The 12,635-nt window shown below is 71.3% G+C and carries 13 protein-coding genes; 3 read left to right on the top strand and 10 right to left on the bottom strand.

From position 1 onward, the window contains the following. The first annotated feature begins 8 nt into the window (after positions 1-8). The 3 genes from ACYQ1L_RS06975 (at position 9) to ACYQ1L_RS06965 (ending at position 2,578) form a co-directional block, all read left to right on the top strand. Positions 9-1,262 carry an AAA family ATPase gene (locus ACYQ1L_RS06975; RefSeq protein ID WP_460003495.1) on the top strand — a complete coding sequence of 418 codons (1,254 nt, stop codon included), beginning with the start codon at positions 9-11 and terminating at the stop codon, positions 1,260-1,262. A gap of 93 nt (positions 1,263-1,355) precedes the next feature. Next, complete coding sequence (locus ACYQ1L_RS06970; protein WP_460003494.1) at positions 1,356-2,462, top strand: tetratricopeptide repeat protein; 1,107 nt, start codon at positions 1,356-1,358, stop codon at positions 2,460-2,462. Then, the gene (locus ACYQ1L_RS06965; protein WP_460003493.1) at positions 2,408-2,578 is read left to right on the top strand and encodes a LuxR C-terminal-related transcriptional regulator; all 171 of its coding nucleotides are present in this window, start codon (positions 2,408-2,410) and stop codon (positions 2,576-2,578) included. Before ACYQ1L_RS06970 ends, ACYQ1L_RS06965 begins: the two co-directional genes overlap by 55 nt. 106 nt (positions 2,579-2,684) lie before the next feature. Here ACYQ1L_RS06965 and ACYQ1L_RS06960 read toward each other — a convergent pair whose 3' ends face one another. From ACYQ1L_RS06960 to ACYQ1L_RS06915, 10 genes are all read right to left on the bottom strand, one after another. Continuing rightward, positions 2,685-3,182 carry a GNAT family N-acetyltransferase gene (locus tag ACYQ1L_RS06960; RefSeq protein WP_460003492.1) on the bottom strand — a complete coding sequence of 166 codons (498 nt, stop codon included), beginning with the start codon at positions 3,180-3,182 and terminating at the stop codon, positions 2,685-2,687. Beyond that, on the bottom strand, positions 3,175-4,152 hold the full coding sequence (gene miaA, locus ACYQ1L_RS06955; RefSeq protein ID WP_460003491.1) for a tRNA (adenosine(37)-N6)-dimethylallyltransferase MiaA: 978 nt from the start codon (positions 4,150-4,152) through the stop codon (positions 3,175-3,177). The genes ACYQ1L_RS06960 and miaA overlap by 8 nt, the downstream gene beginning before the upstream one ends. Next, complete coding sequence (gene miaB, locus ACYQ1L_RS06950) at positions 4,149-5,699, bottom strand: tRNA (N6-isopentenyl adenosine(37)-C2)-methylthiotransferase MiaB (protein WP_460003490.1); 1,551 nt, start codon at positions 5,697-5,699, stop codon at positions 4,149-4,151. Before miaB ends, miaA begins: the two co-directional genes overlap by 4 nt. 78 nt (positions 5,700-5,777) lie before the next feature. Beyond that, entirely contained in the window at positions 5,778-6,602 is an 825-nt protein-coding gene (locus ACYQ1L_RS06945) for a regulatory protein RecX (RefSeq protein WP_460003489.1), read from the bottom strand. Positions 6,603-6,635: 33 nt separating this feature from the next. Beyond that, positions 6,636-7,685: a recombinase RecA gene (gene recA / locus ACYQ1L_RS06940; RefSeq protein WP_460003488.1), complete on the bottom strand. Its 1,050-nt coding sequence runs from the start codon at positions 7,683-7,685 to the stop codon at positions 6,636-6,638. 271 nt (positions 7,686-7,956) lie between these two features. Further along, complete coding sequence (locus tag ACYQ1L_RS06935; protein ID WP_159576291.1) at positions 7,957-8,181, bottom strand: DUF3046 domain-containing protein; 225 nt, start codon at positions 8,179-8,181, stop codon at positions 7,957-7,959. A gap of 7 nt (positions 8,182-8,188) precedes the next feature. Next, a complete protein-coding gene (locus tag ACYQ1L_RS06930; RefSeq protein ID WP_045251803.1) occupies positions 8,189-8,497 on the bottom strand; it encodes a helix-turn-helix domain-containing protein in 309 nt (102 codons plus the stop codon). Between the two features lie 141 nt (positions 8,498-8,638). Beyond that, positions 8,639-9,175, bottom strand: coding sequence for a CinA family protein (locus tag ACYQ1L_RS06925; protein WP_460003487.1), 537 nt, complete (start codon positions 9,173-9,175; stop codon positions 8,639-8,641). After that, a complete protein-coding gene (gene pgsA, locus ACYQ1L_RS06920) occupies positions 9,175-9,762 on the bottom strand; it encodes a CDP-diacylglycerol--glycerol-3-phosphate 3-phosphatidyltransferase (RefSeq protein ID WP_460003486.1) in 588 nt (195 codons plus the stop codon). The genes ACYQ1L_RS06925 and pgsA overlap by 1 nt, the downstream gene beginning before the upstream one ends. Next, complete coding sequence (locus ACYQ1L_RS06915; RefSeq protein ID WP_460003485.1) at positions 9,762-12,536, bottom strand: DNA translocase FtsK; 2,775 nt, start codon at positions 12,534-12,536, stop codon at positions 9,762-9,764. The genes pgsA and ACYQ1L_RS06915 overlap by 1 nt, the downstream gene beginning before the upstream one ends. Positions 12,537-12,635: the final 99 nt, after the last annotated feature.

Raw genomic sequence — 12,635 nt, 5'->3', positions numbered from 1 at the left:
ATGAGTGCGTGCTCGTCGAACGGGAGGCCCTCCTGGCCGAGCTCGTCACCGATCTCGACGACGCGCTCGCCGGATCCGGTCGCGTCGTCTTCCTGGGCGGCGAGGCCGGTGTCGACAAGACGGCGCTGGTGCGCGCCCTCGCCCGGGCCGTGCGCTCCCGCTGCCGTGTGCGGATCGGCGGTGCCGACAACATCACGACGCCGGGTCCGCTCGGCGCGGTCCAGGATGCGATACCGGAGTTCTCCGCCTCCGTGGCGGCCGGCGGCGACCGGATCCGGCTGTTCCAGAGCCTCCGCGACCTGATCGCATCGACACCGGGGCTGCTCATCCTCGAGGACCTGCACTGGGCGGATGAGGCGACGCTGGACGCGCTCCGCTTCCTCGCACGACGGATCGCGTCCGCGCCGGTGCTGGTGGTCGTGACCTACCGGCACGACGAGATCACGGCCCGTCATCCGCTCACGGCGCTGCTCGGCGATCTCGCCACGGTCGGCGAGGTGCGCCGGATGCTCGTGCCGCCGTTGACCGTGGACGGCGTCGCCCGGCTGGTGGCAGCCTCGGGTGACGCCGTCGATCCGGGTGCGCTGCATCTGCGCACCGGAGGGAACGCCTTCTTCGTGACGGAGAGCCTGGCGGTCGGAGGGGTCGCACTGCCGGCCACGGTCAGCGACGCGATCCTCGCCCGCGTCGCCCGACTGACCCCCGCCGCCCAGGACGTGGCGGCCGCTGCTGCGATCGTCGGCCCGGGCGCCGACGGGGATCTGCTCGCGCGGGTCGCTGCGCAGCCGCTGGAGGCCGTCGACGAGTGCGCCGATGCCGGCGTGCTGATCGAGCTCGACGGATCCTTCGGGTTCCGCCACGAGCTCGCCCGGGAGGCGGTCGAGGCGAGCCTCTCGGCCGTGCGCCGACGGCAGCTGCACGGGCGGGCGCTGCACGCGCTCACGGAGCGGACGCCGGAGGAGCATCGTGCGCTCGCGCACCATGCGGCGGGCTGCGGGGACGAGGCGGCCGTGGTGATGCACGCCGTGGCCGCCGCGGAGAAGGCCGCCCACGCGAGCGCGCACAGGGAGGCGGCGGAGCACTATCGGCTCGCACTGCGGCACTGCGCCGGGAGTGCGGAGCGGGCGGACCTGTTCGTGGCGCTGTCGTACGAGTGCTACCTGACGGACCAGCTGCCGGAGGCGCTCACCGCGCGGCAGCAGGCGCTCGAGTTGCACGAGCTCGTGGGCGACGCACTGCGGCGCGGCGACGACGAGCGCTGACTCTCCCGGCTCTCCTGGTTCTCCGGGCGCGGCGGGGATGCCGAGCGGTACGGCCGCCGCGCCATCGCGACCCTGGAACAGGAGCCGGCGGGAGTGGAGCTCGCCTGGGCGTACAGCAACTACGCGCAGCTGCGCATGCTCGCCGAGGATCCGGAGGAGGTCGAGGTCTGGGGACGCAAGGCCCTCGACCTGGCCCGGGCCCTGGGCCGGCAGGACATCGAGTGCCACGCGCTGAACAACCTCGGCACGGCGGAGCTCCAGTCGGGGCGGGTGGAGCAGGGGCAGCGCGATCTGACCCGCAGCCTCGAGATCGCGCGCGCGGCCGATCTTCCCGAGCACGTCGCGCGGGCGTACACGAACCTCGGCTCGTCGGCCGTGCTGCAGAAGCGCTTCGCCGACGCGCACGACGCCCTCGACGCCGGGATCGCTTTCTGCGAGGACCGCGACCTCGACTCCTGGGCCTGCTACATGACAGCGTTCCTCAGCCTCGCCCTCGCCGATGAGGGTCGCTTCGAGGAGGCTCTCGCCGCCGCCGATTCGCTACTCGACCACGTGGGGACCGCTCCGGTCTCCCTCATGCCCGCGGCGGGAGCGGCGGCACGAGTGCTGGCCCGACGGGGAGCCGACGCGACGGCGCGGCTGACGCTCGCCCGGCGACTGGCAGTGGAGGCCGGCGAGCTGCAGCGGCTCGCCCCCGCGGTGTGCGCTGCAGCCGAGCACGCCTGGCTCACCGGCGACGCGGGGGCCATCGACGCGCTGACCGCATCGACGTGGGAGCTCGCCCTCGCCCACGACGAGGAATGGGCCGTGGGTGAGCTCGCCTGGTGGCGCGTGCTCGGCGGCGCGGACGTCGCGGCCGCCCGGCGCGTGGCGGAGCCGTTCGCGCTCATTCTCGCCGGGGACCCACGGGCCGTCTCGGCATGGGCCGAACGCGGCTGCCCGGTGTGGACCGCGTACGCCGCGATGCTCGACCCGGATCCGGCCGCTGTGGATCACGGCATCCGCGTGCTCGACGGGCTCGGCGCCGCAGCCGCGATCGACGCGATCCTGCGCACCCGGCGCGAGCGCGGTCTGGCGCTCCCCCGCCGGCCCCGGGCGCAGGCGCGCGACAACCCCGCCCAGCTCACCGCGCGCGCGAACTCGAGGTGCTGGGGCTGCTCGGCGAGGGCCTCTCGACCCCGGACATCGCCGAGCGCCTGATCCTGTCCCGGCGCACGGTCGAGCACCACATCGCGGCGGTGCTCCGAAAGCTCGGCGAACCGACTCGGGGGCGCGCCGTCGCCGCAGCGACGCGCCTGGGACTGCTGCCGGTCTGAGGGCGGTCGCCATCGCCCCGGGTTCGTCGGCCGGCCCCAGCTCGTCGACCGGTCGGACATCGCCAGTTGGTCAGACGTCGCCAGCCGGTCAGACGTCGCCAGCCGGTCAGACGTCGTGGATGAGGCGCTTGCCCGTGTTGCTCACCTCGAAGCGCTCGTAACCGAGCGCGTCGTAGAAGCCGAGCACCCTCTCATTCCCTCGGCGGACCATGAGCTGCACTTTCGGGCAGCCCATCGCGAGCAGGAGCCGCTCCGCCTCGGCGACCAGCGCGCGGCCGATTCCCGCCCCACGCCGCTCGGATGCGCTCGCGAGGTAGTACAGCCAGCCGCGGTGTCCGTCGTAGCCCGCCATCACGGATCCGACGATGCGGCGGGCGTCCGATGTCTCAGGATCCGGGCCCTCCGTTGCTCCGCCCTGCGTTCCGGCCCCCGCGGGCGCGTGTTCCTCCGCGACCAGGAACAGCTCGGGCTGCACGGCGAGCTTGCGCTCGATGTCGGCCCGGGGATCGTTCCACGGACGGGTGAGGCCGGCGTCCTCCCAGAGCGCGACGACCGCGTCGGTGTCCCGACGCTCGAACGCCCGGATCCTGATGTCCTCACTCATCCGCGTCCCCTCCCAGGATGGCGTCCACGTCGATCGGCTGGAGGGCGTCGATCCACTCCGCCTCCGCGTACCGGCGGAACCACGACATCTGGCGCCGCGCGTACCGGCGGGTGAGCGCCTGGGTCTCGGCGATCGCCTGATCCTGGGTGAGGGCGCCCCCGAGCTGCGCGAGAGCCTGCGCGTACCCGATGGCGCGGCGCGCGGTCGTGCCCCGTGCGAGTCCTTCCTCGCGCAGCCCCTGCACCTCGGCGACCATGCCCTCGGCCCACATCCGCTCCACTCGCCGGTCGAGCCGCTGCACCAGCGCGGTGCGGTCGACGCCGAGGGCCAGCACGCGGGTGCCGGGGCGCCACAGCACCGGCTGCTCCGGCAGCGCGGCGCCGTGGGTGCGCTCGCCCTGGGCGAGCACCTCGAGCGCCCGCACGATGCGGCGGCCGTTGCGGGGATCGATCCGTGCGGCGGTCTGTGGATCCTGGTCCTGCAGGCGCGCCAGCAGCGGGCCGGTTCCGTGCTCCTCCAGCTCCGCCTCGAGCCGGGCCCGCAGCCCGGGATCGCGCGGCGGGAAGCGGAAGTCGTAGAGCACGCTGGACACGTAGAGCCCGGATCCGCCGACGAGGATGGCGTCGGCGCCACGGCCGTGGATCTCGGCGATCGCCTCACGGGCACGCGGCTGATACCAGGCGACCGCGGCTTCTGCGGTGACGTCGAGCACGTCCAGGAGATGATGCGGGATCCCCCGGCGTTCCGCGACCGGGACCTTGGCCGTGCCGATGTCCATGCCGCGGTACAGCTGCATGGCGTCCGCGTTCACGATCTCGGCGCGGCGGCCGCGCGCGGCGAGGGCCTCCGCGAGGTCGAGCGAGAGGTCGCTCTTGCCGGTGCCCGTCGCCCCGACGACCGCCCACAGCCGCGGTGCGGTCGCCGACCCGTGGACGGGAGCGGGGACCGGCACCGTCGCAGGCGCGGTCACACCCCGACGCGCAGCGTCGGCAGGCCCAGGGACACCGCCCGCGGCTTCCCGTCGGCGGCGGGGGCCGCCGGCACCGCGCAGGACTCGGACTGCGCGCGGTCCCAGGCGTCGCCGCCGCGGGTGCGCCGGATGCGGAGCGGCGCGCCGTCGGGCGCGTCCGCGAGCAGGTGGAACGGCGCGGCGTGGGTGATGGTGACCGTGACGACGTCGCCGGGACGAGGCCGTTCGGATCCGTCCGGAAGCTCGAAGTGCACGAGCCGGTTGTCCTCGGCGCGCCCGGTGAGACGGTGCGTCTCGGCGTCCTTCTTGCCCTCGCCGACGGACACGAGCACCTCGACCTCGCGGCCGAGCTGCTTCTGGTTCTCCTCGAGCGAGATGCGCTCCTGCAGGGCGATCAGGCGGTCGTAGCGCGCCTGGACGACCTCCTTCGGGACCTGGTCCTCCATCGTCGCGGCCGGTGTGCCCTCGCGGATCGAGTACTGGAACGTGAACGCGCTCGCGAAGCGGGCCTGCTCGACAACGCGCATCGTGTCCTCGAAGTCCTCCTCGGTCTCCCCGGGGAAGCCGACGATGATGTCCGTCGAGATCGCCGCGTTCGGGATCTTCGCCCGCACGCGGTCGAGGATGCCGAGGAACTTCTCGCTGCGGTAGGAGCGGCGCATCGCGCGCAGGATCCGGTCGCTGCCGGACTGCAGCGGCATGTGCAGTTGGGGCATGACGTTCGGCGTCTCGGCCATCGCATCGATGACGTCGTCCGTGAAGGCGGCCGGGTGCGGGCTGGTGAAACGGATCCGCTCGAGACCCTCGATCTCCCCCGCCGCGCGGAGCAGCTTGCCGAACGCCTGACGGTCGCCGAATTCGACGCCGTACGAGTTGACGTTCTGGCCGAGCAGAGTGACCTCGATCGCGCCGTCCTCGACGAGCAGGCGGATCTCGTTGAGAATGTCGCCGGGACGACGGTCCTTCTCCTTGCCGCGCAGGCTCGGCACGATGCAGAACGTGCACGTGTTGTTGCAGCCGACGGAGATCGACACCCAGCCGCTGTGCGCCGAGTCGCGACGGGTCGGCAGCGTGGATGGGAAGACCTCGAGCGACTCGAGGATCTCCAGTTCGGCCTCGCCGTTGTGGCGGGCGCGCTCGAGCAGCCCGGGAAGCGACCCCATGTTGTGCGTGCCGAACACGACGTCGACCCAGGGGGCCTTGTCGAGCACGGCCTGCTTGTCCATCTGCGCGAGGCAGCCGCCGACGGCGATCTGCATGCCCGCGTGCTTGTCTTTGCGGCTCTTCAGGTGGCCCAGTGTGCCGTACAGCTTGCCGGCGGCGTTGTCGCGCACGGCGCAGGTGTTGATGATGACGATGTCGGCCTCGTCGTCGGCCCCGGCACGGACGTAGCCCGCGCTCTCCAGCGATCCCGAGAGCCGCTCGGAGTCGTGCACGTTCATCTGGCAGCCGAAGGTGCGCACCTCGTAGGTGCGCGGACGCCCGGCCTCATCGAGCGCCGCGGCGGAGGGCGCGATGATCGTGGGCTCTGAGAGGGGAATGGTCATAGTGCCTGCCATTCTACTTTCGCCCGGTGGGAATCGGACCGCTGCGGGCGTCCGGCGCGAACGACCGGCTCGGCGACGTCAGCTCTCTTCGAACCGCACTCTGCCGACGCCCGCACCGCGCTGCGTCTCGCGCCATGCGGTGCGAGCCGCGGTCAGCGCAGTGCTTCCGCCGTAGCCCCGGCGGGACAGCTGACCCACGATGCGCCGGATGGCCGTGTCCTCGTCGTAGCGGCGCAGGCTCGAAACCTTGGACCGGGCGTAGTCGAGGGCGCGCTCGGCATCGTCGTCCTCCAGGACGGACAGCGCCTCATCGGCGATCTCCCTCGGGATGCCCCGTTGGCTGAGCGTCCGCGCGATCGCGACCCTCCCCTGACCCTTCCGCTGCGAGCCCGAAGTCACCAGCAGCTCGGCGAGCGAGACGTCGTCGAGATAGCCGCGCTGCTCGAACTCGGCGATGATCGTGTCCCTGTCGTCTGCGGAGACGCCGAACTCGCGGAGCGCGTCCCGCGCCTCCCTGCTCGACAGCTGCTTGGACCGCAGCCGTCGGACCAGGGACTCCGTCGCCGCCGCGATCGGATCAGCCGCAACGGCAGCGTCGGCCTCCTGGTGCCGCCCGACGGGGCGCAGACCGCGTCGCCGGTCCGAGGCGGCGGGCTGCGCCTCGCCGTCCGGCTCCCCGGCCGCGAGCGCCGCTGCAGCCGGGTGCCGGAGACTGGGCCCGCGCCGTTCTGCCGCGGACTCCTCAGCCCAGGTCGAGCGCCACTCCGCCTCAGACCTGGGCTTGCCGGTGCTCTCGTTTGCCGAGCTCGGTCGAGCCGCAGCGTCGGACCCGCGTGCGCCGAAGAGCGGGATCACGGGGGCGAGGCGCTCGTCGTCGGACGGCGCCCCGCTCCCGTCATCCATAGCTCACCCCGGTTGTTGAGCGACGTCGAAACATCAAGCCGGGCGGCGCTGAGCCAGCTCGTCGGCCGCCGCGACGGGCGCCGCCGCGCCGCCGATGCCGAGCTTCTGCTTGATCTGCGTCTCGATCGTCTCGGCGATGTCCGGGTTCTTCAGCAGGAAGTTGCGGGCGTTCTCCTTGCCCTGGCCGAGCTGGTCGCCGTCGTAGGTGTACCAGGCGCCCGACTTCTTCACGATGCCGTGGTCGACGCCGAAGTCGATCAGGCTGCCCTCGCGGGAGATGCCCGTGCCGTACAGGATGTCGAACTCGGCCTGCTTGAACGGCGGCGCCATCTTGTTCTTCACGACCTTGACGCGGGTGCGGTTTCCGACTGCCTCGGCGCCGTCCTTCAGCGTCTCGATGCGACGGATGTCGAGGCGGACCGACGCATAGAACTTCAGCGCCTTTCCACCGGCCGTGGTCTCCGGCGAGCCGAAGAACACGCCGATCTTCTCGCGCAGCTGGTTGATGAAGATCGCGGTCGTCTTGGTCTGGTTCAGGCCACCGGTCAGCTTGCGCAGCGCCTGCGACATCAGGCGCGCCTGCAGGCCCACGTGCGAATCGCCCATCTCGCCCTCGATCTCGGCGCGCGGCACGAGGGCGGCGACGGAGTCGATGACGACGAGGTCGATCGCGCCGGAGCGGATCAGCATGTCGGCGATCTCGAGCGCCTGCTCACCCGTGTCGGGCTGGGAGACCAGCAGCTGGTCGATGTCGACGCCGAGCTTCTTCGCGTAGTCGGGGTCGAGCGCGTGCTCCGCGTCGACGAAGGCGGCGATGCCGCCGGCGCGCTGCACGTTCGCGATCGCGTGCAGGGTCAGCGTCGTCTTACCCGAGGACTCCGGGCCGTAGATCTCGATGATGCGGCCGCGCGGCAGTCCGCCGACGCCAAGGGCCACGTCGAGGGCGATCGAACCGGTCGGGATGACCTCGACGGGGGCGCGCTCATCGCTGCCCAGCCGCATGACCGAGCCCTTTCCGAACTGCTTGTCGATCTGGGCGAGTGCCGACTCCAGGGCCTTCTCGCGGTCTGCGGGTGAGGGCATGACGTGCTCCTTCGTGCTCGTGAACTGCCGCCTGTAGGCTGTCGCGGCCACCCCGGCTGGGCGAACTCTCCGACAAGGCGTATGACCTCGTGGTCATGGGGAACACGGTAGGAGGAGCCACCGACATAGCGCCGGAATCGCCTCGATCCGTGCAGAACCCGATCACAAAACCATCTGTGCAGGACGATACCCGCACCTCGAACATGTCTTCGACGACACGCCGGTGCGAGACGGATCCCGGATCGAACACCGGGGAACCCGCGGTCGGGGCTCAGCGCCGCTTCGGCTCGAGCCGCCCCGCCCCGTAGCGACGGGATTCCGGAACGTCCGTCTCGGCGCACAGCGCCAGCCACACCTCGCGCGGAGGCACGCCGGCCTCCATGGCCTGCGCGGCCGTGCGCCCGCCGACAGCCGTCAGCACGAGATCCGCCACGAGGGCGGCACCGCGCGAGCCGAACTCCGCATCCACCGCGCGGAGGAATTCGCTTCGCCGCATCCGACGATCAGCGCAGGGACAGCTCGGACTCGACCGAGGCCACCAGCTCGTCCGGGACGACGTCCGGGATGACCTGCAGGCCCTCGAGCACGGCGATCCGATCGCCGACCTCGCGCATGATGGTCGAGATGGGCACATCGAGCGCTTCGGCGACCGAGGCGAGGATCTCGCTCGACGCCTCCTTCTGACCGCGCTCGACCTCGCTGAGGTATCCGAGAGCGACCGACGCCTTGCCGGCGACCTGACGGAGGGTGCGGCCCTTCTGCAGACGGAAGTCCCGCAGCACGTCACCGATCTCCTGTCGTACGAGAATCATCGGGACCTCCTCTCCCCCATCGATCCGGCGTGGCCGCCGGATCGGATGGTCAGTCTAACCCGACCTGACATGTTCGACGCTAGTGTTTCGTCCTGTGCGTTGAATGTGAGCACACTCGACTCAACTTCTCTGACAAGAAGTCTATTCCCCGTCGTCACGCCCGGGCGCGCCGCCACCCGGATCCACGTCGGCCAGCACCTCGGCGACCAGCGCGAGCGCGGCGCCCACCGTCGCCGCGCGGATCGCCGCCCGGTCTCCGGGGAACAGGAAGGCGCGGCTGATCGTGCGCTCGCCCGCACTCACCCCGATGTGCACGGTGCCGACAGGCTGCCCGCCCTGCGGCGTCGGACCGGCGACCCCCGTCGTGGCGACGCCGACGTCCGCCGCGCGCCCATCGACGGCCAGCGCGACGCGGGCCCCCGCGGCCATCTGCCGGGCGACCTCCGGGTCCACCGGACCGTGCGCCGCCAGCAGCGCGCGGTCCACGCCGAGCAGGGACGCCTTGACCGGCGTCGCATAGGCGACCACCGCGCCGTTGAGCACGTCCGAGGCGCCGGGCACTGCGACGAGGGTCGCCGAGAGCGCTCCGCCGGTGAGCGACTCGGCGACCGCCAGGGTCATGCCACGGCGGCGCAGAGCGTCGAGCACCGCTGCCGCCGCGTCCGCCGCGTCGCGCATCAGGACGCCGCGCCGCGGTCGGCCCGGGATCCCCGCACCTGCGCCACGATGTAGTCGATCCCGCTGAGGATCGTGAGGATCAGCGCGATCACCATGAGCACGGTGGTCGTCACGGACCACACGGGGAGGCCGATCCACATATGCAGCGGCAGCAGCGCCCAGGAGAGCGCGATGGCCTGCACCGTGGTCTTGATCTTGCCCATCCACGCTGCGGCGACGACGTGCTCCTTGACGATCATGAACCGGTGGATGGTGATGCCCCATTCCCGGACGAGGATGATCAGCACGAGCCACCACCACACCTCGCCGAGGATGGCCAGGCCGATGAAACCCGCTCCGGTGAGCAGCTTGTCCGCGATCGGATCCCAGAGCTTGCCGAAGTCGCTGACCAGGTCGTACCTGCGGGCGAGGTAGCCGTCCACCCAGTCCGTCGAGATCGCGAGGATGAACAGCGCGGCGGCGACCCAGCGCAGCACGGGCTGGGTCGCGCCGTTCGTGCCGCCCAGCAGGAGGAGCACGAAGAAGACGACCGCCAGCGGGATGCGAGCGACGGTGATCGCGTTCGGCAGCTGCCGCGGGATGGCCATCAGTCGCGTCCCGTCAGGCCCCAGGCGTCCTCATCCGACTCCGCCTCGACCTCGGGGAGACCGCGGTACTGCGCCTCCAGCGGGTCCTCGCCGTAGCGATCGGATCCGTGGCCCGACGACGCCGGGACCGGATCCGCCGGCCGCGGTGGAACCGCCGCCGGAGCGGCCGGGGCCGACGGGACGTCCTCCCCGCGCAGCTTCGCCAGCACCCCCGGCAGCTGCTCCGGCGTCACGAGCACGTCACGCGCCTTCGACCCCTCGGACGGGCCGACGATCTCTCGCGACTCCAGGAGATCCATGAGTCGCCCGGCTTTGGCGAAGCCGACACGCAGCTTGCGCTGCAGCATCGAGGTCGACCCGAACTGCGAGGAGACGATGAGCTCCGCGGCCGCGAGCAGGAGTTCCAGGTCGTCGCCGATGTCCTCGTCGACCTCCTTCTTCTTGCCCTCGACGGCTTCGGCGACGTCCGGGCGGTACTCCGGCCGTGCCTGACCGGTGACGTGCTTGACCACGGCATCGATCTCGCTCTCGTCCACCCAGGCGCCCTGCAGGCGGAAGGGCTTCGAGGATCCCATCGGGGAGAACAGCGCGTCGCCCTGGCCGATGAGCTTGTCGGCTCCCGGGCTGTCCAGGATGACCCGGCTGTCGGTGACGCTCGTCACCGCGAACGCGAGGCGCGACGGCACGTTGGCCTTGATGAGACCCGTGACCACGTCGACGCTCGGGCGCTGCGTCGCCAGCACCAGGTGGATGCCGCTCGCACGGGCGAGCTGCGTGATGCGCACGATGGAGTCCTCGACGTCGCGCGGGGCGACCATCATGAGGTCGGCGAGCTCATCCACGACCACGAGCAGGTACGGGTACGGCTTGAGCACGCGCTCGCTGCCGGGCGGCACTTCCACCTCTCCCGCACGGACCGCGCGGTTGAAGTCGTCGATGTGGCGGAACCCGAACGACGCGAGGTCGTCGTACCGCATGTCCATCTCCTTCACGACCCACTGCAGCGCCTCGGCCGCCTTCTTCGGGTTCGTGATGATGGGCGTGATCAGGTGCGGGACGCCGGCGTAGCTGGTGAGCTCCACGCGCTTCGGGTCGATGAGCACCATGCGCACGTCCGCTGGACGCGCCCGCATCAGCAGGCTCGTGATCATCGAGTTCACGAAGCTGGACTTTCCGGATCCGGTGGATCCGGCCACGAGCAGGTGCGGCATCTTGGCGAGGTTGGCGACGACGAAATTGCCGCCGACGTCCTTGCCGACGCCGATCGTCAGCGGGTGAGTGCTCTTCTGCGCCGCTGCGGAGCGCAGCACATCTCCGAGCGCGACGGTCTCGCGGTCGGCGTTGGGGATCTCGATGCCGATCGCGCTCTTGCCGGGGATCGGCGAGAGGATCCGCACGTCGTTCGACGCCACGGCGTAGGCGAAGTTGTTGCTGAGCTGCAGGATCTTCTCGACCTTGACGCCGTGGCCGACCTCGACCTCGTACTGCGTCACCGTCGGGCCCCGGGAGAAGCCGGTGACCTTCGCGTCGACGTTGAACTGGGTGAGCACGTTGGTGATCTGCTCGACCACGCGGTCATTCGCCTCGGAGCGCGCGACCGAGGGCGGCCCTGCCTTCAGCGTGCCCGGGGACGGCAGGATGTACGGCGCGACGGGCGCCTGCGGCCCGTCCTTGCCGGGTCCGTCGGTGCCGAATCCGTCGAAGCCTGCCAGCTCGAGCTCTCCGGTGTCGCCGTCGTCGAGGAGGGCCGTGGACTGCTGCTCGGCGAGCGAGTCGGCGACGGCGCGCACATCGGTGAGCACCTCGGTGGCCGCGTCGTACGGGTCGTCCGTGATGACGGCCTGGTCGTACGCCGTCGCCTGCGCGACGGTGGGCGTGTCGTCCGCGGCCGTGAGGAGCTCGGTGAGGTCCTGCGAGCCGAGTCCGCCCTCCGGATCCTCCTCGCGGCCGGTCTTGTTGCGCCGCCACCAGGGCAGCACGTCGGGGTCGTCGACCTTGTCCGCCTCGTCGACCGCGGCGGTGTCGTCGGACGGCTCGGCCTTCGCAGGGCGCTCCGCGTCGAACATCCAGGCGTAGAGGTCGCCCAGGCGCTGCCCGATGCGGTTCGGCGGCGTCTTGGTGAGGATCAGCACACTGAGCCCGGAGAGCAGCGAGAGGACGATGTACGCCGGAATCGCGGTCAGATAGCTGAGCGGCTGACCGAGCAGCCAGCCGAAGAGCCCACCGGCCGCGCTGAGCGCGACCATGCCCTGCCGGGGCTGCGGCATCCCGCCTGCGACGTGGCAGAAGCCGGCCAGGGAGATCACGAAAAGCCCGAATCCGATGCCGATCCTGCCGTTGTCGTGCACGGACGACGGATGGCGGAAGAGCCACCCCGCCAGAAGGAGCAGCAGCACCGGCATGATGAAGGCTGCCCGTCCGATGAGGGCACCCACCGAGTACGCGCTGATGTTGGTCGCGACGGCGTTGCCGATGAAGAACCATTCGTTCACCGCGCCGGCCACGGCGAGCAGCACCAGCAGGAACGGGAAGCCGTCGCGACGCTGGTCCTTCTCGAGGGTCTCCAGTCCGAAGGCGCGGAACAGCCCGCCGACGCCGTGCGCGAGCCCGACCCAGGCGCGCACCATCACCGGCGGCTTGTCGGGCTCGTCGACGTACTTCCTCGGGGCGGGCGCGGCCTTGGCCTGAGCGCGCGGCTTCGCCCCGGACGTGGAACGACCGCGCGTCGAGGGCTTGTCAGCCGCGCTCTTGGTCGCAGAGGAACTCCTGGGCATGTCTCCACGCTAGGGCCGCACGGCGACAACGGACCGCAATGACGCGGCATTCCGCGGGATTGCGACGCGGGTCCGACCCGGCCCACGGCGCGTCTCGCT

The organism is Microbacterium xylanilyticum (assembly GCF_054654695.1).
The sequence above is the reverse complement of the archived record's forward strand: the minus strand, read 5'-3'. Positions and strand labels throughout refer to the sequence as shown.

Bases quoted from the DNA above. Each gene is read 5' to 3' on its own strand.
- ACYQ1L_RS06925 (WP_460003487.1), bottom strand. From the start codon at position 9,175: ATGCGCGACGCGGCGGACGCGGCGGCAGCGGTGCTCGACGCTCTGCGC.
- ACYQ1L_RS06945 (WP_460003489.1), bottom strand. From the start codon at position 6,602: ATGGATGACGGGAGCGGGGCGCCGTCCGACGACGAGCGCCTCGCCCCC.
- recA (WP_460003488.1), bottom strand. From the start codon at position 7,685: ATGCCCTCACCCGCAGACCGCGAGAAGGCCCTGGAGTCGGCACTCGCC.
- ACYQ1L_RS06930 (WP_045251803.1), bottom strand. From the start codon at position 8,497: ATGATTCTCGTACGACAGGAGATCGGTGACGTGCTGCGGGACTTCCGT.
- miaB (WP_460003490.1), bottom strand. From the start codon at position 5,699: ATGACCATTCCCCTCTCAGAGCCCACGATCATCGCGCCCTCCGCCGCG.
- ACYQ1L_RS06960 (WP_460003492.1), bottom strand. From the start codon at position 3,182: ATGAGTGAGGACATCAGGATCCGGGCGTTCGAGCGTCGGGACACCGAC.
- ACYQ1L_RS06935 (WP_159576291.1), bottom strand. From the start codon at position 8,181: ATGCGGCGAAGCGAATTCCTCCGCGCGGTGGATGCGGAGTTCGGCTCG.
- pgsA (WP_460003486.1), bottom strand. From the start codon at position 9,762: ATGGCCATCCCGCGGCAGCTGCCGAACGCGATCACCGTCGCTCGCATC.
- ACYQ1L_RS06915 (WP_460003485.1), bottom strand. From the start codon at position 12,536: ATGCCCAGGAGTTCCTCTGCGACCAAGAGCGCGGCTGACAAGCCCTCG.